The sequence below is a fragment of the Neobacillus vireti genome (genome assembly GCF_001026695.1).
Classification (GTDB): Bacteria; Bacillota; Bacilli; order Bacillales; family Cytobacillaceae; genus Neobacillus; species Neobacillus vireti.
The window spans coordinates 49138-71548 of sequence record NZ_LDNB01000005.1 but is presented as its reverse complement, the minus strand read 5'-3'; the positions used below and the strand labels follow the sequence as shown (position 1 = coordinate 71548).

The 22411-nt window shown below is 36.3% G+C and carries 11 protein-coding genes; all 11 read left to right on the top strand.

Annotated features, from left to right (window positions below):
• Positions 1-36 precede the first annotated feature (36 nt).
• The 11 genes from AA980_RS06145 (at position 37) to AA980_RS06090 (ending at position 22166) form a co-directional block, all read left to right on the top strand.
• A complete protein-coding gene (locus AA980_RS06145) occupies positions 37-4641 on the top strand; it encodes a DEAD/DEAH box helicase (RefSeq protein WP_160310243.1) in 4605 nt (1534 codons plus the stop codon).
• 370 nt (positions 4642-5011) lie between these two features.
• A complete protein-coding gene (locus AA980_RS06140) occupies positions 5012-5854 on the top strand; it encodes a hypothetical protein (RefSeq protein WP_024027740.1) in 843 nt (280 codons plus the stop codon).
• A 177-nt stretch (positions 5855-6031) separates the two neighbouring features.
• Positions 6032-6358, top strand: coding sequence for a nucleoside triphosphate pyrophosphohydrolase (locus AA980_RS06135; protein WP_024027739.1), 327 nt, complete (start codon positions 6032-6034; stop codon positions 6356-6358).
• Positions 6351-8783: a DEAD/DEAH box helicase family protein gene (locus tag AA980_RS06130; RefSeq protein WP_024027738.1), complete on the top strand. Its 2433-nt coding sequence runs from the start codon at positions 6351-6353 to the stop codon at positions 8781-8783. Before AA980_RS06135 ends, AA980_RS06130 begins: the two co-directional genes overlap by 8 nt.
• An 85-nt stretch (positions 8784-8868) precedes the next feature.
• Positions 8869-11094, top strand: coding sequence for an McrB family protein (locus AA980_RS25690; RefSeq protein ID WP_024027737.1), 2226 nt, complete (start codon positions 8869-8871; stop codon positions 11092-11094).
• Positions 11069-12556 (top strand): DUF2357 domain-containing protein, encoded by a 1488-nt coding sequence (locus AA980_RS06120; protein WP_024027736.1) that lies wholly within the window; start codon positions 11069-11071, stop codon positions 12554-12556. Before AA980_RS25690 ends, AA980_RS06120 begins: the two co-directional genes overlap by 26 nt.
• Before the next feature lie 806 nt (positions 12557-13362).
• Complete coding sequence (locus AA980_RS06110; RefSeq protein WP_024027734.1) at positions 13363-15036, top strand: hypothetical protein; 1674 nt, start codon at positions 13363-13365, stop codon at positions 15034-15036.
• Positions 15037-15040: 4 nt separating this feature from the next.
• On the top strand, positions 15041-18034 hold the full coding sequence (locus tag AA980_RS06105) for an ATP-binding protein (RefSeq protein WP_024027733.1): 2994 nt from the start codon (positions 15041-15043) through the stop codon (positions 18032-18034).
• Positions 18024-18953 (top strand): HNH/ENDO VII family nuclease, encoded by a 930-nt coding sequence (locus AA980_RS27570; RefSeq protein ID WP_024027732.1) that lies wholly within the window; start codon positions 18024-18026, stop codon positions 18951-18953. The genes AA980_RS06105 and AA980_RS27570 overlap by 11 nt, the downstream gene beginning before the upstream one ends.
• 10 nt (positions 18954-18963) lie before the next feature.
• Entirely contained in the window at positions 18964-19356 is a 393-nt protein-coding gene (locus AA980_RS06095) for an SMI1/KNR4 family protein (RefSeq protein WP_082195652.1), read from the top strand.
• 1178 nt (positions 19357-20534) lie between these two features.
• Positions 20535-22166: a P-loop domain-containing protein gene (locus AA980_RS06090; protein ID WP_024027730.1), complete on the top strand. Its 1632-nt coding sequence runs from the start codon at positions 20535-20537 to the stop codon at positions 22164-22166.
• Positions 22167-22411: the final 245 nt, after the last annotated feature.

Genomic DNA, 22411 nt, shown 5'->3' with positions numbered 1-22411 from the left:
CAACCGTTTATTACAGGAAAAAGTATCAAGGAGTTAATGGATGAAGAAGTAGTTTCTAATGAGTTTAATGCTTTGAAAGCACACTTCCCTCTTGATAGAACATTATATATTCATCAAGAGACTGCTATCCATAAGGTAGTAAAAGGGAAAAATGTAATTGTTGCTACAGGAACTGGCAGTGGGAAAACTGAGTGTTTTTTACTTCCCATTATAAATGAGTTAATGCGAGAAAAAGAGGCAGGAACTTTAAATAAGGGTATAAGAGCTTTATTACTCTATCCAATGAATGCTCTCGCTAATGATCAGATTGCAAGGTTAAGAGGCATTTTAAAAGATTATCCGGATATCACATTTGGGAGATATACAGGAGAAACCGAGGAAACACAAAAGAAAGCAGAAGAATTATTCGCTAAAACCAATCCGGATATAGAACTAATTCCCAATGAATTGATTTCAAGGGAAAAGATGAGAGAAACACCGCCACATATATTGCTGACAAACTATGCCATGTTAGAATACTTACTTTTACGTCCAAATGATAATGTGTTTTTTGATGAGAGAAATGCAGAAAACTGGAAGTTTATTGTATTAGATGAAGCCCATACCTACAATGGTGCGAAAGGGACAGAAATATCTATGCTTTTACAAAAATTAAAAGAAAGGATATCCAAAAATCAGAAGCAAGAATTAACATGTATTGCTACCAGTGCCACTTTAGGTGGTGGAAAAGATGCCTATAAGGAAGTAGCGAAATTTGCCTCTGATTTATTTCACGAACCTTTTTATCCAGAAGATATTATTGAATCCAAACGAGTAAATCTAACAGATCGGAAAATACATGGTTTAAAAAGAAGAAGCCAAGAATACTTTGACTTAGGAAAAAACAAGACGAACTCTGAGTTATTTGAGTTGCTTAAAGATGATCTAAATGTAATGCAATTACAGGATAGTCTTCAAAAGAAGCCACAGTTACTGAATGAAATAACCAAGGGCTTTTTCCAAGACGAAAATCTATCAAACTCTGAAAAGTTGGAGGCTATAGTAGAAATCGTGAATCTTTGTTCAATGGCCAAAGAAGATGATGACTCGATGCCGTTATTACCCGCTAGATATCATGTGTTTGCTAAAGCCTTGGAAGGAGCTTATGTATCACTCTTTAAAAAAAGAAGATTATTTTTAGACAGAAGAAAAACGTATCGTTTAAATGACGGGAATACTGTTGCTACATTTGAACTAGCAAACTGTCAAAGATGTGGACAAGAATATATCACAGGGCGTACAGAAAATGAAACATTGATTCATGCTGATGCAGATGTGGATATTGAAGGGGTGGTTAAAAGAAAACAAGAATATTATATGCTCAGTGGAGTAGAAGAGGAGATCGATATCTCGTCCATCGATGGTGATGAATCCATCGTAGAAGGCGGCGGGATTTCATTAGAGAGCGATGAGTATATTTTATGCACAGCATGTGGTCATATAGAACCTGACGGTAAAGTGAAGCGGACACGTTGCTGCGAATTCCCAAGTGAAAAGCTTATCAAAGTTCATAAAATTAAAATGCCAGACTACACAGTCAATACGTGCTTGAAGTGTGGAAATCATTCAAGGAACATTGTCAAACAATTTAGAACAGCAGATGATCCGGCAACGGAGGTATTGACTAGATCTTTATATCAATGTATTCCACCAAATAAGCAAAAGGTTAATGATGACGATTTGTTTGGAGAAAGTGAAGATATTGACGAAGATTTACTAGGTAGGAAGCTTTTAGTTTTCTCAGATAGCCGTCAAGAGGCAGCATTTTTTGCTTCCTTTTTACAGACGAAGTATAGCAATATTCTATGGAGAAATGCGATTATCCACGAACTTGGCAATCTCCAAGAATACGATGACATTCGCATAGATAGTCTGAGCCATGCTTTAGTAAAGTATGGAAAACAACATGGCCTCTTTGAAACTGGTCTTGACGATATAGAGAAACAAAAGCAAATACAGACTGTACTTTTAAAAGAATTCATGAACACCGAACGACAGATTGGTCTAGAAGGTTTGGGACTCATAACATTTGTCCCGGAAAAACCGGATAAGTGGTCGAAATTAAATATGAACAAACTTGGGATTAATGCAGATTTAGATCTTTCAAATGATGAATTATGGGAAATGTATAAAGTGTTATTTAATTCCTTGAGAGATACCAATGCGATTACGTTTCCAGATTTAGTTTCCATAACTGATCAAACCTTTGCACCACGAAATAAGGAAGTATATTTTAAGATAGAAGCAGAAGAAAGTGCACGAGGTAATTTGATTCTAGGCTGGTCACCAAAGGAAAAATCGAATAACAAAAGGCTTGATTATATCCAAAAGATGTATAAGTCAAAAGGGTATTCCAAGGAGGACGCCTCTAATAAGGCAAGGAGTCTTTTAAAAGAACTGCTTGCCGGTAAGTTATATAAACAATTCTGGGTGAGAGATGGATACATTTCTGAAACACCACTTGCAAGAGAAGGAACAGTTTTAAAACTGAACTATAAAAAATGGCAAGTAGTGAAACCGGAGAATTTATATATTTGCGATAAGTGTGGGAGCATAGTTTCGAATAATGTAAGAGGAATCTGCCCTACCTTTAGATGTGAAGGAAAATTGGTTGATTACCAAGATGGTATGAGCAGATTCTCCTATTATAAAGATTTGTATACAAAGATGAAACCATTACCTTTAATCGCCAATGAACATACTGCACAATTAACAAGTGAATATGCCTCTAGATTGCAGAATCGATTCGAAAACGGGGAGGTTAATGTATTGAGCTGCTCTACAACTTTTGAGATGGGTGTGGATGTTGGACAGCTCGAAGCCGTATTTATGCGTAATGTACCACCTGAAACGGCAAATTATATTCAGAGAGCAGGACGCGCAGGTAGAAGGACTGAATCAACGGCATTTTCTTTAACTTATGCCAAACGAAGATCACATGACCTAACATACTACCAATTTCCTGAAAATATCATTGGAGGTATGATTAAGGCACCGTATATTGAAATGAACAATGAAAAAATAGTTTTGCGGCACATGTTCTCCGTCGTGTTTGCCTGGTTTTTTAGAAAGTATCAAACGTATTATGGTAAGGTAGATAATTTCCTTAATATTTCTGGCGAGGGTGGAGAAAGTGCTGTTGAAGTATTAAAAGAGGTGTTAAATGAACAACCAGAGGATCTTAAGAATTCATTAAAATATATTGTACCGAACTCAAAGTCGTTACAAACATTTGTAGATATTGAGAATTGGAAATGGATTGATTATCTCGTAAAAGAAGATGAGGGAGCACTGGTTATTGCCGAGTCGAATGTAAAAGAGATTATAGATGAACTTGAGGAATTGAAAAAAAGACTGGATTTGGAAAGAAAACCTAGTGACAATATATTAAGAATTCAAAATACCTATTTAAGAAAGGACGTATTAAGTTTCTTATCATCAAGTAATGTTCTGCCGAAATATGGATTTCCTGTGGATGTAGTGAATTTAAATATTCTTCATAATGGAGAAAATGCCAAAGTAGTTAATATTTCAAGAGATTTAAAACTAGCCATTTCCGAATTTGCTCCAGGTTCTGAGATTGTGGCGAATAAAAAAGTTTGGAAACCGTATGCATTAAATATGAATAGAATGAAAAGCTGGCCAGTTCAAGAGTATGCTATTTGTAAGAACTGCGGCAGATTGTATGGTTATCATGTTGATTTGGGGACACATTATGACGATCGAGAAATGGATTGTTGTAATGTGCCATTAAACTATCATTATTATCTCCAGCCAGTTTTCGGATTTTCAACAAAGGCGGACGATTTACCTGGGAATCCGGGGGAAAGACGTAAAGCCAAACCATTGCCTTCAAGGGTAAAGTTTGATACCTATGTGGATGAAGAATTAGAACTGACTGAGACGATGCAGAATGTAGTGAAGATTGGAACCCATGAAATCGATGTTAAATATTCTTCCAGAGGTAAAATGGTTATTGTTAATAATGGTGGAGGGATGGGATATTCACTGTGTAAACGCTGTGGATATATTACCCAAACAAAATCGACGAGGACTAAAAAGTCTGATGAGAAAAAAATAGAGCACAAAACTAAACTTGGAAAAAATTGCGACAATACCTACTTGCATAATATTCACTTAGGTCATGATTTTATCACGGATGTTGTAGAAATCAACTTGCCCTTAATTTCAAGCAAATATATTCAGAAAAGCTTTTGGCCATCTCTGCTTTATGCAGTAATGGAAGGAGCAAGCATTGAATTGGGAATAGCCAGAAGCGAAATCGGCGGTTGTTTATACCGAGCTGATGGTGTGGATGTAACGAATACGTCCATTATCTTATACGATGATGTACCAGGTGGTGCAGGCCATGCCAAGAAAATATCCCAGCATCTTAAAGGGGTCTTGGAAAATGCTAAAATGAAGGTCGCCGGATCATGTGGCTGCGGCGAAGATACAAGTTGCTATGGCTGCTTGAGAGGCTTTGAGAATCAGTTTTATCATGAAATATTACAGAGAGGTATTGCTCATGAATATCTAACGGAGTTGTTAAAGTTTAATGATAGCAGGGTGGAATTTGATAATCGGGAGCTAATATTGTAAAGCCAATTATTACTTTGTAAAAATGAAATAATAAAAAGGGGAGATGGCTGAATTTCCCCTTTTTTAGTGGAGAAATAATATTATGCGGGAAGTAATAGTAAGAAATTTAAGCTTACCAATAGGGATTTTAAAGAAGTCCAAATAAATGTAATATTGGACAAATTGTTACTCAGTGATTGCCCCCGCTGGGTAAAGCATTAAAACTCCGGGGGCAGTCACCAATTTTTTAACTTATGACCACTTTATTTAATACTGAGATAGCCGTTCCATTTGGAAGGAAGAAGACACTTAAAACTCTTTTTATATGGAAAATAAAGGGGTTACATTCTGGTTCACCGAATATTAAATAAATGATAAAGAGGTGAATGCAATGAACATTTTTCAGTATCAGGGACAAGAGGAAGACCACTATACAAATATCTTGATGTGTATTTTGGATTATAAAGACCAATTAATTCTTCCTCAATTTATTAAGGGATTAATGGCTTACCATGCTAATGATTTCCAATTTTCTAATCAATCAATTAATATTCGAACAAAATATTGTCCCCAACAGTCAAAACCTTACGAATATATTATTGGCATTGCGCCGTATAAAAGTGGGGTAATTCATTCAGATCTAGAAGACAATTCTGGTTCGATACCAGATGTATGGATTTGTGGAAACAATTTTAATTTACTTTTTGAATTTAAAATAAGAGGCACTTTAGATGAAGGACAAATTTCAGCGCATAAAAGATTATTTATTAATGAAGATGTTCAGGTTATACGCCTTACTTGGGATCATGTTATGGAAAGCCTGGAAAAAATAAAAACGAATGATTCCGTTCTTCAATATCTATTAAAAAATTTTTTTGAAATTAAAAATAAATTCAAGTCAAAAAGGCGTTCCTCTGGTATGCCAAAAGAAATTATCAGCCACATAAATCGAAAAAATGAGCTTCATTTTATTATAACAGGAAGTAGAGCGTATAAACCCTATAAAGTAGAGATGGTTTTTAATGAAAAAACAGAATTATTAAGGAATGATTTAATAGGTATTACTGCTGCTAGAAGGTATATTGCCGAATATGTATACCTTAATAAAGATTCTCTTCCTTTTACATATAGGGGTGATAAGACTGAAATAAATGATTATTGTGTTGCTCCTGGAAGAGCCGAAAAAAAGAATTTGTGGAATCAATGGAGACTTGGGTCTTATTTTAACAAGTGATGAGGAATAAACAAAGTAGAAACAAGTGATATTCCAATATACGGAAATAAACGAAACAACAAAATCATTCATTGAATGATCAGAAACTTACCATATTCCGTACGAAACCATTATATTTACAAATCTATATTTCTAATGGTTATAATAGGAATATAACTATATGGGGGTTATCTCAAAATGCCTGTTTACAACAAACTCGTCCGCGACCGTATTCCCGAAGTAATAGAGAGCACTGGTAAAAAGTTTAGCACAAGAATTTTAGCCAACCAAGAATACATAACGGAACTTAAAAATAAAAGTTTCGAAGAATTAGAAGAGTATGTACAAGCTGAAAATGATAAAGATGCAATTGAAGAGTTAGCAGACTTGTTAGAAATTATTCACGCGCTAGCTGAATGTCACGGTGCAACAATTGAGACCGTTGAAGTGGTCCGCCAACTGAAGGCAGAAAAGCGTGGCGGCTTTAAGGAAAAAATCTTTTTAATCGAAGTTGAGGATGAGTAAGGTTCAACTGATAACTGGGGATCTAGGAAATCATTTAATTGAAAAGCTAGAAGAGGCTTCGACCATTTGTATTCTAACCTCATTTATTATGAAATCTGGAGTCCAATTTTTAAAAGAGGGCTTAAAAAGGGCTGCGGTAAATGGGGCAGATATTAAGATTTGTACCGGAGATTATTTATATATTACCCAGCCCGAAGCACTTGATGAACTACTTGTCATTGACGAACGAATAAAAACAAGGATTTGGAAAAGTAGTGGGGTTTCCTTTCATCCAAAGGCCTATTTGTTTCAATCAAGTGAGCATGACTACTTGTTTGTTGGATCGTCTAATTTATCAAAGTCAGCACTAAATCAAGGGATTGAATGGAATCTGGCAGTCAGTGATGAAATAGAGGTTTTTGAGGAAGCACAATCAGAATTTCTGAACTTATTTTACGACAGTCAATCAGTACCATTAAACAAAGAAACTTTAGAAGAATATAGAGATAATTTTTATAAATATCAACGGAAATATCCAAATCTAACACAGAAATGGACCGAGCTTGAAGAACTGGATTTAATGCTACCGAAGAAGAAAGCGATTCCATTTAGACCAGAGGTTATATTTGAAACGTCTGAATCATATGGGGAAATAAAGCCGAGATTTGCACAGATTGAAGCGCTTGAAGAGTTAAATAAAACACTTGAAGAAGAGTATAACAAGGCGCTTGTTGTAATGGCTACTGGTTTGGGTAAGACTTATTTGGCAGGGTTCTTTGCCCAAAACTTTAAAAGGATTCTCTTTATTGCCCATCGTGAAGAAATTCTCATCCAGGCTAGAGACTCTTTTAAAAGAATCATGCCTGAAAAGCAATATGGAATATACAATGGAAAAACGAAAGAAAGCCATGCTGATGCAATCTTTGCTTCGATTTATACACTAAGTATGAAGAAGCATCTTGAGCAGTTTCAACCGGATGAATTTGATTTAGTCATCATTGATGAATTTCATCATGCTGCAGCTGATTCATATCAACGGGTACTTGATTATTTCAAACCGCGCTTCCTTCTAGGAATTACGGCAACACCAGATCGTAATGATAACAAGGATGTTTATGCCATTTGTGATGGTAACGTTGCTTTTAGACTTGATTTCTTAGAAGCTATTAACCGGAAATGGTTAGCGCCATTTAAATATTTTGGCGTTTATGATGATACGGATTACAGCCAGATAACCTGGTTAGGAAATCGCTATGATGAAGAGGAATTACTCCAAGCTCAATTAAGAGAAGATGTAGCTTCTAAGGTTCTAGCTGCATGGGAAAATAATAAACAAACAAGGACATTAGGATTTTGTTCTTCAATCAAACAAGCCAACTTTTTATCACATTTTTTCAATAAGCATGGATATCAAACAATTAGTTTACATTCACAGCAGACCGGTATTAGTAGAGAACAGGCGATATCTGAATTAGCAAAGGGTGACCTGGACATCATTTTTACAGTTGATCTCTTTAACGAGGGAGTTGATATTCCAGCAGTCGACACATTATTGTTTGTCCGCCCGACTGAGTCATTAACCGTTTTTACTCAGCAAATTGGTCGTGGTCTACGTTTACACCCGGGTAAAGAAACATGTGTGATTGTGGATTTAATAGGAAATTACCGAAATGCTGACATTAAGCTCAGTTTATTTGATACCCAACCTACTGAAGGGAAAGTCAGAAATATTCAACCAGCTCTGCCGGAATTCTGTGAGATGAATTTAGATGTAAATGCTATTAATCTCCTCCAAGAAATGTCCCGGAAAAGACAGCCAAGAAGAGAAAAGCTATTTAATGATTATATGGATTTAAAACGGGAGCTTGGCAGGAGACCTGCATATTTAGAATTGCATTTAAAGGGATTTTCAGACTCCCCGCAATACAAACAGGAATTTCATTCTTTTTTCGGATTTCTAAAGTGGGCTGAAGAATTAAGTGAGCAGGAGCTATCGGTATATAATCGATACGAAAATTGGCTTGTTGAAGTTGAAAGAACTGGTATGGCAAAGAGTTATAAGATGGTCGTTTTATTGGCCATGTTTAGTCGAGAGAAATCCAACTGGAATAAACCAATTACATCAAAAGAAGCTGCACCATTCTTTCATCAATACCTAATGGAAAAAGAGCACCGGAAAAGGATTGATTTTTCCGACAAGGGTGCTAGAAAACTATGGGACTATGATGAAAAGGGTGTTAGCAAATTGATTGCTACAATGCCAATGACAAAATGGAGTGGCAGCTCAAAGGGATTAATTTCATTTGAAAATGATATGTTTGTGTTAAACTTTGATGTTGCTGAAGAAGATGAGGAAATTCTTTTCTATTGGACTAGGGAAATATGCGAATACCGTCTTCATTATCACTTTGAACGGAGAGCAAAGAATTACGGAATCCAATACTAGCAAAGGATCTATCCAAGAATAAATCAAGGAAGATTAATTTATCGATTTAAGGGTGAATACAGTACATTATAAAGCAGGTGACGTCATGTTAAATCTTACATATTATCAAACACTTTTTAACGAAGACAACACTGAGATTCGGTGTCGTAATGTGCTTGATGAAGTATCCCCGGCCATAAAACCGTTATTTCAACGATTGATTGACAAAATCGGGATTCGCCTTGGAAATGAGTTTACTATCAAAAGTTATGATACGACTCTTTCAACCACTTACAGTGATGCCAGAAATCCCACTTATGCCGAAAAGAAAAAGGAATCTGACATTGGCCGTAAATATTTTGTTAAACTTAACCGTAAAGTGGAGGAAAAAGAATACAATTTATTGACGCTAGAGCTTGATGGGATTAGCCAAATGATACTTTTTCACATAGAGCTAAATTTCATACCATTTTGGGCATGGGTAAGAAATAATCAAATTCATAATGTTTTAGAAGCTATACCGCCAACTTATTCAATTTTTACAGGATGGAAGGAAAAAACTACTTTAGCAAAAGATGAAATGATTCAGTTCATAAAAGGGTGTGTTAAGCCTAGAAAACGACCTTGGTTCCAAATTGGAACGAGTCTGCCATTAGAGGGACAGGTAGATGAAGAAGACATATTAAAAGAACTTGTTAAGGTCTGGGACAAATTAGCTTCATTCCGCGATTTTTATAATGAAGATATCGATCTTTCAAAAAAGGCGTACGATGCCTTATTGCTCTTAGGAGCGTCGCGAAACATAAATGAAACCCGCTTATTAGGTCGTGAGTATACAGTTGATATTTCTGCCTTAGAAGATTACAAAACAACTGGGAAACGCCAGGCCTTTACTATTCATGATGGGGAACAAATGCTCACGAAAGGATATATTAGCTACCTTGAATATCATGATAAGAATTCACCATTTCAAACCATTATCGTTCAACTTGAAGGTCACAACCATATTTTTACCAGTGCTAGAGAAATTATTGGAAATGGCAATATAGAATGGTGGATTACCAAAGTATTTGCCACCCACAGTCAGGACAACCAGTCAGTAATGAATGGTGCCATGCGATTGTTAAAAGAACATCATTTTCATGTGAACGGAACAAGGTATTGTGTCGGAACCTACAATAATGAAACTCAATCATTTGTTGAAGGTGCTGAGAGTGTTAAGAAACACTTTATAGATTCAGCTTTGTTATTTGCCCATGCAAGTAAAAAATTGGAGCTGCCATCTGATGATTCTTTATCACCAACAGTGGATGAAGAAGGGACAGAATCTGCCGTAGGCTTGGAGCCAAATTTCACCTATCATGAGATCATCAACACCATTTCCAATAGTCAATTTACTTTTTCTAATGAAATTATTCGTGATTTACATCTAAATCTTACCGCATTGGATGATAAACATTTTGTCCTGTTAAGTGGAATTTCGGGAACTGGCAAAACACAACTGTGCCGGTTATATGCAAATGCAGTTTATGGACTAGAATATGAGAGTGAAAATCCATATTTCACGATTATTCCTGTACGCCCGGACTGGACCGATGCTGCTGCACTCTTCGGGTACTATAGTTCATTTGAAAAGCGCTATGTAAAAACAGAATTCCTGAATGTCCTATTGAATGCGTTAAAAGAGCGAGAAAAACCGCATTTTATTTTATTGGATGAAATGAACTTGGCCCGGGTGGAGTATTATTTAAGTGATTATTTAAGTGCTGTTGAATCGCGTAAAGAAATTCCTTTACATCAAGATGATCAGATTACGGATATTCCTAAGAAACTATTAATTCCGCCGAATGTCTATGTTTTGGGAACCATTAATGTGGATGAAACCACTCATTCCATTTCTGATAAAGTCCTTGATCGTGCATTTGTTATGACCCTATCCGATGTTGATTTTGATTCCTATTGGGAACAAGTAAATCAAGAGGTAAGAGCAGCGCTTACAAAAGAATTTCTGCTGCTAAAGGCATTGCATCGAAACCTATCCAACTATAACCTTCATTTTGGCTATCGCTCGATGGGCGAAATGCTGCAAAAATTATATGCCAATCATCAGCTTCCTGAAGAGCATCAGATGGATCCAATCGATGCGCTAGATCGGGTGATCTCTGAAAAGGTGCTAACAAAAGTTCGTGGAGATGAACGGATTACGGAAATGCTGGAACAGATAGAACAATGGCTGACAGGAAATTTACAGTCTTCTTCGATTTCTCTTCAGCATGTAAGACGGATGAAAGAGGAGCTGGAATACTATGGGGCAACACAATTCTGGAGATAATAGTCTGGAATTATGGGATGTCCAGCAAGGATGGATCCCTTTTTTAGATGCCTATCTGACGGAAGCAACGGAATATAGGTTACGTTATAAAGGAACTCAGGTGGATGTTCGGTTTCATAATATTCCCTTGCCTTTTTATCAGGAACAAAGTTGTTGGTTTGCTACGTTAATTACTCCGTTCCAGTCCGGCTTAGTAAAGATTTTCATCAATGGTCAAAACTATGAAACCTTTATTTACCCTGATGAACGCAAGCTGACTGAAGAACAGTTCAATTGGATGCTGGAAGAAATCTTGGAGGAGGCAAATAGCTGCTTTCAGTTAAGCGGCTTAGAGACAAGTGTTTCGGCATTCGGAAGAAATTGGGATATCAGCTGGACACAATGGAGCTATATTGACCAATCCTTCTATCTATTAAAACAAATTTTTTCATGGATTGAAAAGCAGCCCATTCAGCGTTTAGAAAAATTTTCAATGACCATGAAAAGAGAGAAAGTGCAGCACACCGAACACGTAACCTTACGCTGGCTAGATTTTAAAGGCTATGGTACTGATATTCCAAGTAATGTACAAAATGTTAAGACACTTGAAACGAGAAATCTTTATGAAAATCAAGTGTTAAAGCAACAACTGCAAGATTTGTATCGACTTCTCCGGAAATATGAGGCTGTAGAATATGAGGCGATGGCTCGTAAAGCTAGGAAGTATAAGGCGGTTGTCCAACGATGGTTGAACAATCCGTTTATCAAAGAAATTATCGCAAATACCGGTCCTTATACGATTACACAAAAGTTTCGGAAACATCCTGTCTACCGTCTTTGGTATCAATGGTTTGACCGACTCAATAAGCATAATCGCGAGGGTATAGGCTTTGACTATCCGATATCATTAAAGGACACCTTTCAATTATATGAAATGTGGTGTTTCATGAAGATTGTCAAAATTCTTAGAGAGACCGATTTTGTGTTAGATATGAGCGGATTGTTTCGAACAACTAGAGAAGGAATTTTTCTGAATTTAGCTGAAAATAATGAAAGTCGAATTAAGTTGAAGGGAGCCATATCACTCTATTATCAAAGATCCTATCAATATAACTCAAAGACTTTCCATACTTATACGCAGAAAATGATTCCCGATATCGTACTGGAGGGAAACGGAGGAATTATTGTCTTCGACCCGAAATACAGAGTACCCAATAATCTCGGGACGGCTCTTGGGGAAATGCACAAATATCGGGATGGCATCCTTCATCGGGAAACAGGGAATAATGCAGTCCAAGAGGCTTACATCCTAACACCTACTCATGAAGAGCATGCGGAAGGGATGAGGTATTTTCGAAATGATTTCCATGAAAGATTCCGGATGGGCGCTATTCAGATGCTTCCAGGGGACGAGGATCAAAATCTAAAGATGTTGTTGACACTGATACTGAATGGAATGAATAAAAATCCTCAAATCTATTAAAGATTTTGAGGATTTTTTTTTGCTTTTTTCGTAAACATTGTTGTTTTTTATTAAATTGAAAATAATGTTCAATAATAAAGATAAATACAACAAGGTCTATTTATTATTACAAAGATGATTACGGCCATTGAAATGTACCACCTCTGACATAGTTTTTACCACCGAATGACAAAGAATGTACCAGAGAATGACAGACTGTTTACCGCTGAAATCCATCTGGTGATAAAAGATATAAAACCATAGTTTTGAGAATCAAAATGTTCAATAAGAAAAGTCTTCTGCAAACGGTCCAGATTAACTCTTGTTTTACGTAGTAGACCTATACTGCGCAGCAAATTTTTTATTAATTAAAGTTAACATTCGGTCCAATTTGTTAAATAAAGGATTGTTAACATTTTCTAAATTTGAAATAATTGTAATGAACGAGCAGATTAGTTTAGTAACCAATTTATTATTACAAAGTAATTTTTTATCGTCAGCACTTTCCACATGTGCAGAGTGTATGTGGCAACACATGGGGGGGTTGGTGAGTACATTTTTCCTATTACATTCAATTAGCTGCTTACTATCGAATACTTCAATATTATTCTCGTAAACTTCTTTAACAAAAAGGGACAATATTTTCTCAAAGGTAAAAAAATCATTGAATATCATGGAAGTATTGGTGTTAATGGATTTATGAGCTTTTTGAGTTTCTGGTTTTGGAGCCTTGAAATGCTCATTTTCGGGCAAAAAATGTATAGCGAAGATGTTATGATTAAGATAATTCGGCATTACGTGAATAAACTTTGTCAGGAGAGAAAGTAATGGTCAAAGCAGAATTGAGCTATAACCCATATTTGCTTGAAACTAAAGTGAAATTTAATGGGCAAGAACCAAAAGTAAATTGTCTTGTTGAGAAATACCAAGAAGGGAAATTGCATGCTTGGATTACAGAAATTCCTGCTGTTTTCTATAATGAGATGAATGGTTACGATTTTGATCTAGATTTTTCTGGCACAAAAGCAGATTTTGAGGGATTGGAACAAGCATTTTTAGATTCAGGGGTTAGCACCAAGCCCGAAACAAAAGTTAGTGGCGAAACAGCCCCTGCTGATGTGAGAATTTTTTTAAAGAATGAATTAGAAGATTCACGTACAAAAAGTAAAGAGATTGATGATTTATTAACATGGCTGAACGCAACGCCAAACAGAAAATTTGATAATGCTAGTTTTAGATTTAAGAATTCTGAGTTATTCGATGAACCATTTTCATATTTGTTTATTCAAGCTCCAAATATAGATACTTCTATATTTGATGGGTTAGATCTTACCTTAGAAAATGCAAATACTGTTAAAGAGTTACCTAAGGATTTAACCAACACACCTATTCTTTTTTATATTGATGAAAACACCAGAGAAGAATTTCTAAATTTCTTAGAGATTATTCAATCAAGACAAGATGTTAATGAAAAACAAATATTTTTCTTTATCCATCCCGATTTGAATAAGACGCAAATCGAACGAATAATTCAAGATAAAGGAATAGCGCGACCTCAAATTGTTTCTGCTGTGAATGATAAAATGGTAAGCGATTTCTTAGGTGTTTATCCAATTGCAGATTATGTAGTGAAGTCAATAAAGGTCTTTAGGAGAGAGTTTGATTCACTTTCAAAAATTCTTGAAGTGGAAAATGAAGAGTCAAGAATTCAAAACGCCGATGTTCACAAACAAATTGATTCATTGGAAGAATCAATTCAAAAATTAAAGGATGTCAATGAACGCTTCATCCAAAGAGATAATTTGGAAATTCCATCAACGTTAACTGCGGCAAAAATTACACTTTACGATAAGATTCAAAACTGGCGAAAAAAGAAAAATAAATATAATAAAGACGTAGAAGCTACAAATGCAGCAAGAGAATTCTCAGCGGATTTATCTATCTATTTTGAAATCTTTATCACTGAAGTGAATGCTATATTCAAATCTGAAACGGATGAAATTTTCAGATCGTTTTCTGCGTTATATTATTGTGCAGATGCATATGATGGTTTTAAATCGTCGGTAAAAAATGTTTTTGATTTCACTAGATATTATATTAATGATTTAACAAATGAATTCTTATCTTTTAGGGAAGAACGAATGGTAGAACAACCAGAAGATTTGTTTGGTTTGGCAAAGAAATTGTTTGATAAACAAGTGGAACCAAGACCATTAGTGTCTGAAATTACTTATTCGATTAGTAAGTGGCGTGAAAAAGCTAGTGAAATTACTATTCCTAAAGCAGAAGAGATGATAGACGCAGTTTCAGATGCCTTGAAAATATTCTATGATGATGTTGCTAAAGATTATCATGAACACCTTGAAAAATTGATTACTGAAAAGACATCACAAAAAGAAGAGATAACGAATCGACTCTCCGATGAAGAACGTAAATTACAAGAAGATAATGATTGGTTGGCGAAATTTGACGATCAGTTGAAATTAATTGAGAGAGGATAAGTTGATGATAAATAATGAATTAATGCAAGCACAAGGTGGAGAACTTGTTTACCAAGATTTATCACCAGCAGAACAGCTAGATGTCAAGTTAGATATCATTGATGAAACGATTCGTCGGAGAGAACTTTCTCGTTTGACAGAGATGGAGATTGTCCCATTTGAGAATTTGGGATTGCCGGCGCTTGAAGAAGATTTCATTAATAATGTTCGTTTATATAAAATCACGGAGATGGTTTATAAAAAAGGTGAGCCAGTAACCGATAAATTTACGACAGTTTTTAATACGCTTCAAACCTATAAATCATCCGTGTTCGTGGTGATTGACTCTAACGGTAAGCAAACGAATTTTTATTTGGGAGTTCGGTCTAATGGCGATAATCGTTCAACAGTAACATTAGGAGATACCTTGAAAAATACACTTGTGGGGCATTTTCCTGGTGTGAAAATCGAAAATGAGGATCGTTCAAAAATTGCAGCATTATCATCTAGAATAGCTAAGCAACATAATGTAGCTTCAGTAAGTGTTGTCGGTAACAAAAAAAATGATAAGGAACAAGGAAATGAACAGTTTGTTCAAGGGTTAGAGAAACTTGCTCTAGCGATGCATGGTCGTCAATTTACAGGAATAATTGTTGCTCAGAATTCTTCTTCTGATGAAATTCAAAGGGTGAGAAAAAGCTATCAAAGACTTTATACAGAATTATCTCAATTACAAAAAGTACAGTTAAATGACAGTATTTCAAATTCCGAGTCAAAGAGCAAATCATTCTCTGAGATGAATGGAAAACAAAAGGCAGCAATGATTGCTGGAACGACTTCGGGAGTCATTGGTGCAGTAGTTGGTAGTGCCTTTGCTGGCCCAGTAGGAGCTATGGTAGGTGGTCAAATTGGTGGAACATTAGGTGGACTTTTACAATCACTTGCACCAAATGCTCAAGTTACTGAATCATCTTCAAGTTCGGTTACAAAAACGGCAGAGAATAAAGCAATCACGGATATGCTACAGCTTATCGATAGTCAGCTTAAAAGAACAAATGAGTTTGATAGTTATGGGATGTGGAATATTGCGGGATACTTTATTTCCGATGATATGTCTGCTGCCGAGATTGCTGCAAGCAACTATCGCTCGTTAATGAACGGTGAAAACTCTGGTCGTGAAGTGTCTGCTATCAACTCTTGGCGCAGTAACTTCAATAACTTTGGGGACTTGACTCAATACTTGTCACGATTTGTTCATCCACAGTTTGTATATGGTGGGAATGTGCTCACCAATGCGTCAACAGCTGTTAGTGGTAAAGAACTTGGACTTCAATTGGGCATGCCTCGAAATACAGTGCCCGGTATGCCTGTAATTGAACATGCTGAATTTGGTAAAGAGGTTAACTCGTATCAATTGTTCCCGAAGAAGTCTAGTGATAATCCAAAAGAACGCATCACGTTAGGTAAAGTGTTTGATTTAGGCCAAATCACTTACAAAACAGTTGAACTTGATAATAAGAGTTTGAATATGCATACCTTAATTACTGGTTCAACTGGATCGGGTAAGAGTAACACTGTTTATCAATTGCTTAATGAATTACACCATGACGAGATTCCATTCCTAGTTGTTGAACCTGCCAAAGGGGAATATAAGGATGTATTTGGAAATTGGGATGATGTAAATGTTTACTCAACAAATCCAAATATCGCACCTTTGATTAACTTAAACCCATTCAAGTTTCCAGAATCAATTCACGTACTAGAACACGTAGATGGTTTAGTAGAAATATTCAGTGTATGTTGGCCAATGTATGATGCAATGCCAGCGTTTTTCAAAGAAGCAATTTTGAAATCATATGAAGAAGTTGGTTGGGATTTGGGCTCTTCAACTTTTGAAGGCGATGAAGTCGAATACCCTGACTTTGAAATTCTTGCGGAACAACTTGAAAAATTAATAGATGAAACTGATTATTCTGCGGAGGTCAAAGGAAACTACACCGGCGCCTTAACTACTCGAGTCAAGTCTCTTACAGTTGGATTGAACAAATTCATCTTTACAAATGAACAAACCTCATACGAAAAACTTTTTGATGAAAATTGTATCCTAGATATTAGCCGTGTTAAATCTAGTGAAACTAAGGCGCTCATCATGGGGCTTATGGTTTATATTTTAAATGAATATAGGGTTGATCAGAAGTCAGAAAATAATGTTGGGCTTAAACACGTCACTGTACTTGAAGAAGCGCATAATCTTTTGAAGAACACATCAGCTGGTGGAGAATCTGATTTAATTGGTAAGTCAGTTGAAATGTTGACTAACACTATTGCAGAGATTCGTACTTATGGTGAAGGTTTCATCATTGTTGACCAATCACCTTCATCAGTAGATATCGCTGCAATTAAGAATACGAATACCAAGATTGTTTTGCGTACACCTGAAGCAAACGACCGAGAAGCAGTAGGACGCTCTATGGGATTAACGCCTGATCAAGTTAATGAAATTGCTAAATTGCCCAGTGGTGTGGCTGTCGTCTATCAAAATGACTGGATCAGTCCGGTTCTGACGATGGTTGATAAAGCTAATGTCAAAGTGAGTCCATATATCAATGAGAATCCAACTGTAATCAGACCGATTCGTGAGTCTCGAACGGAAATAATTAAAGCAATCATGGAACCGTGGTTGCAACATGATGACCAAATCAAACATGAAGAACTTATTAGTGCTTTGAATAGTTTAGAAGTTTCTCGTGTAAATAGAAAACTTTTGAGTATTATGATTGCAACATATACGAACCATCAAGGTCATATTATATGGGATGAAAGCTCAATCCCTACGCTACAAAATCTGTTAATCGACATTCTTTCATTGTCCAAAACGACATTTGATGGCTTTGTTGATTCAGGCAATCCAGATACATTGAGAGCATTCGTTCAAAAGAAAACTAAAGGTATTATGAAAGAACAAATTGATGAAATTTGTAGTGTGTTAACGATGGAGGGAGCGAAAGATGGGAATTGATTTTGGCAAAACTCTTGACGTTGTTGGCGATGGCGTTAAAAATGTTGGAGAAGTAGCACATAAATCTATGGAAAATTTCCATAAGAATTATGTCTCTAAAATTACTCCTAAGGATGGAAAGTTCGGAGATGCAACGAAGTTTGTGGCAGAAATGGTTCCTGGTGTTTCGGAATACAATGCAGTCCGCGAAGGAGATTGGAAAGCTTTTGCCATAGTGGCTGGTATTGATGTTGCATTGATAGGTGTAACTGTTGCGACTGCTGGCTTAGCAACTGGCGCAGCTGTTGGCGTGAAGGCAGGAACAGAAGTTGGAAAAACTGCGGTGAAAACAGTTATGAGAGTAGAAACAGAAGCTGTTGCTAAAAAGGTAATTAAGGAAGGAAATGAAACTGTTGCAGAAAAAACAGTTCAAGAAGGTGTCGAAGCGATAGCTAAAAAAGCGGTTAAAGAAGGCACTGAAGAAGTAGCTGAAAAAAAGGAAGCTGTTACACTTGAGTCAAAGGAAGTAATTCTTAACGAAGGGAAAAGATTTAAACCTTTAGATGAGGCTTTAAAAGATGCTAGCCCAGAAGAAATCAATATTTATAAGGAAGCTAAATTAAAAGTTGCAACTGTCAATAGACGTGAAGCATTAATCCGAACAGACATTAATTATGAAGTGACAGATCAATTTGGGAGAACCAATTTAGAACGCATAGAAGAAGGCTATGCTCCATTAGTAGACGGTCAACCTATTGAATTACATCATATAGGACAGGGAATGGATTGTCCTTTAGCGGAATTAAAATGGACTGAACATCGTGGAGAAGGTAATTACTCAGTGTTACACGATGTTACAAAGGAAAGTGAAATCAATCGTCCCCTGTTTAACTTAGAAAAAGAAGCGCATTGGAAGGCGCGTGCTGAACAAATTAAGTAGCTGGAGGTACATGATGAATTTAAAAACAATATTTGAAAACAAGAAAGTTCTTTTTACAGGAGGAGTGGATATTCAGGCAGTTGAACAGGCTGAAATGAAGTTAGCATTTAAAATACCTTCCGATTATAAGGAGCTATTACTGCAATATGGAGCACTCGCATCAGGTGGCCATGAAATTGCAGCACTAGGGGTTGATGGCTACTTAAATGTAGTAGAATTAACCAAAAAAGAGAGAGTATTAGCTAATAATCAATTAGATAATTATATCGTTATTGAAAATTTAGCTACAGAAGGGTTGTTAATTGTTCTTGATGAAGAGGGACAAGTGTACCAATATCAGAAAAATGCTCTTGTAAAAATCTATTCTGATTTTAAGGCTTATTTAAAAGAAGAAGTTCTTTAAAATGCGAAAAAAAGAGGTGTTAGCACAACTTGGTGCCTGACACCATAGTTTGAAAAACGGTAATATTAATCTTATTATGGATATGCTAAAAGGATTGCTGAGTTCAGAAATAAAATGGTCAATTTACCAACAGTCAGGATATAGAAATATACAACGAGTTTGATAACGATAAACTCGTGTTTTTTGAAAGTAATAAAACGGCATATTTTTTAATAGGTTTTTCAAAAGAAATTATGGACAAATATATTATTACGATAGAATGAACTTTAAGAAGAACAACTAACAAAACAAAGTCATTTGATGCATAGTACAAATTTACTATTCAATAGAATATAATATTCCACAATCAGAGTGATTGCGGAAGACCAAAAGCCTAAATCTTCAGTAAAAATAAGCAGGATTTAGGCTTTTTAACTTTAAAATTGTTGCCGTTTTTCCATTGTAAAGTACTTTGACAGCAAGTGGTAAATTTCGTGGCAACTGCTGGTAAAAACATGGCAGAGAGGGTACATTCTCGCGGCTGTAATCAGTCAAAAAAAGGACACGATGCACCTCTTGTCAAATGGTTAAATGAATGATAAGATTTTGTTGCAGTAAAAATAAATCGTAATGAGGTGAGGATCATGATAGCAAAAAATTATACGTCTAATCCTCATATTGCTTTTTAGTTATTTTTTATATAAATACATTAGGCTCTGAGGGTAGGATTTACTCTCAGGGCTTTTTATATTTAGGCAGAAGGAGAAGGGAACGGAACGTTTATGCCTTCTTGCCGATCTATGACAGCCACTTATGGAGTGGCTGTCATTTTTTTTGGACAAAAGGTTGGTCAAGGCAACAATAGTGGATTTTTGATATTGGGTAGGATTTAATCCTTTGTCAGAAAAATTGATCTGAACTTTATTAGGGGGAATATGAATTGAACTTGGATTACGTGAGAATATATTCATTTTTCGCGGAAAATTTCAAACAATGCCGGTTTATGTTTGAGCAGGCTTATTCCTGGAGAGTAGGGGTCGACCCGTTTCGTCGTTACCTTGTTCCAAAGGATAAAGGGCCCCCTTCTTGAGATATCGTTTCCCGTTATTCACAGCTTTGCAAATATGAAAGGATGATGCTTTATTAAAAGACTCGCTCAATATTTTCGCTCGTTACAATCCGGACAGTCCTCTTACGGTATGATTTATGAAGATCCAATCTATTGGAATAATGATGTTGCCTATTACATTGAACCGACACATAAACTCACACTGGATAAGCCATGTATCACCATAAAAATACCTTTTGATCGTCTCTGCTTAGATGAACAGATGGGTCAAGTTGTTCTCCCGGATTTTGCATTAAGAGAATGGGTTGATCATATGGAGGTATTAAATAAATCGATTTATAACCGCTCACGTACTGATAAAGAAAATGGTGCTTTTTATTGTTTTCATCCAACCAATGCGGTGTTGCAACGTAATGCATCCTATGTCGAAGTCATCTCGGAAAAATGGTATATATGCTTAATGATTACCGTTCAACTTCCATTTAAGAATAATAATAAAGCGATGCGCATGCTCTGCAAAATGCTTCCAAAAGAAGTGGAGAAGTTTATAGCCAAGTTTGATCTCAACAAATTAAAAGCAGCCTATGAATTGGTAAAAAACCAAACTATGATTCGCGAATGGCTGAAATCCAGTGGTTATTGTGCCTTTATAGGGAATGGCAGCATTTTGCCAAAAAATAAAGACAACAGCGGGCCACTTGAGGGTGCCTTGCCTTTTACATCTCCGGAAGATGTTGAAGTTGAAATTGGTGGTTTGCGAGGAATGGGAATAAAACAGGGTGTTACGGTCATTACCGGCGGTGGTTATTCGGGTAAAAGTACAATGCTGGATGCACTCGATTCGGGGATTTACAATCACATCATGGGTGACGGAAGGGAATTTGTGATCACAGATCAAAGTGCAATGGAAATAGCTGCAGAGGAAGGCCGTTCCATAAAAAATATAAATATTACGCCTTTCATAAAATGGGTACCCAATAGTTCGGCTGAACAGTTTTCGACTGACTTCGCCTCAGGTTCCACTTCTCAAGCTGCCAATATTATGGAGGCAATCAACTTCGGCTGTAAGCTACTTTTAATTGATGAAGACAGAAGTGCGACGAATTTTATGATTCAAGACAGCAAAATGCGTTCATTAATCAAGCATGAACCTATTACACCTTTTACGGAACGGGTCAGGGAGCTTTATGAGGCTGTTGGGGTATCTTCCGTTCTTGTGATTGGCGGTAGCGGTGAATTTTTATCCGTTGCTGATCAAATCATCCTGATGGACAATTTTGTGCCGAAAAACGTAACCCAGGAAGCAAAAGATTTATGTAAACACGACAAACCACGTGAACCTATCGCCCATACAAAATGGGAGATAGATAGAAACATAACCACAGACCACTTTTCGAGCTATCCACAGGGCAGTGGTACAGAAAAGCTGATCGTTTCACCCATGGGATACATGGTGATAGGTGATGAACAAATTGATATCAGAGGGCTTTACAATATTACATCACATGCCCAGCTTGCAGCTATTGCCTTTTTAATTCGAAAAATCGCGATAAGTAATCAGGATCACCACATCTTTCTTCATGAAAAGATTAAAAAAGCTCTCGAAGATATGGAAAGAGAAGGAGTGGATCGTGTATTTTCTTCCTTTTTTCCTGGTTTCGAAAGATGGCTTGAATTACCAAGAATCAATGAAGTATTATCGGTCATAAACCGAATGAAACAGTTGGATTTTATACAGCTTGAGCCTTCTGAACACCGCTAATTACGAATGTTGGGTGGTGCCTGGGCTTTTTTTCGTTTAATTTTCAGTATTTTGTCATTTTTCGACTAGCGCGGTGGGAGTCAGGCACCGATTAATTCGTGGGTTTTTTGTCAGAAAACTCGCATGTAAGGACATCTCCCATAATAAAGTAGATATAGACGGGTGTAACAAGTCTTTTAGTTGTAAAACATCTGGAAAGTTTCGTATGGCGGTAATAAAGAAACCATGGGCTTTTTAAGTTAGAT

Bases quoted from the DNA above. Each gene is read 5' to 3' on its own strand.
- AA980_RS06130 (WP_024027738.1), top strand. From the start codon at position 6,351: ATGAGTAAGGTTCAACTGATAACTGGGGATCTAGGAAATCATTTAATT.
- AA980_RS06135 (WP_024027739.1), top strand. From the start codon at position 6,032: ATGCCTGTTTACAACAAACTCGTCCGCGACCGTATTCCCGAAGTAATA.
- AA980_RS06105 (WP_024027733.1), top strand. From the start codon at position 15,041: ATGATAAATAATGAATTAATGCAAGCACAAGGTGGAGAACTTGTTTAC.
- AA980_RS06120 (WP_024027736.1), top strand. From the start codon at position 11,069: ATGGGGCAACACAATTCTGGAGATAATAGTCTGGAATTATGGGATGTC.
- AA980_RS25690 (WP_024027737.1), top strand. From the start codon at position 8,869: ATGTTAAATCTTACATATTATCAAACACTTTTTAACGAAGACAACACT.
- AA980_RS06110 (WP_024027734.1), top strand. From the start codon at position 13,363: ATGGTCAAAGCAGAATTGAGCTATAACCCATATTTGCTTGAAACTAAA.
- AA980_RS06090 (WP_024027730.1), top strand. From the start codon at position 20,535: ATGATTTATGAAGATCCAATCTATTGGAATAATGATGTTGCCTATTAC.
- AA980_RS06140 (WP_024027740.1), top strand. From the start codon at position 5,012: ATGAACATTTTTCAGTATCAGGGACAAGAGGAAGACCACTATACAAAT.
- AA980_RS06095 (WP_082195652.1), top strand. From the start codon at position 18,964: ATGATGAATTTAAAAACAATATTTGAAAACAAGAAAGTTCTTTTTACA.
- AA980_RS06145 (WP_160310243.1), top strand. From the start codon at position 37: ATGGATGAAGAAGTAGTTTCTAATGAGTTTAATGCTTTGAAAGCACAC.
- AA980_RS27570 (WP_024027732.1), top strand. From the start codon at position 18,024: ATGGGAATTGATTTTGGCAAAACTCTTGACGTTGTTGGCGATGGCGTT.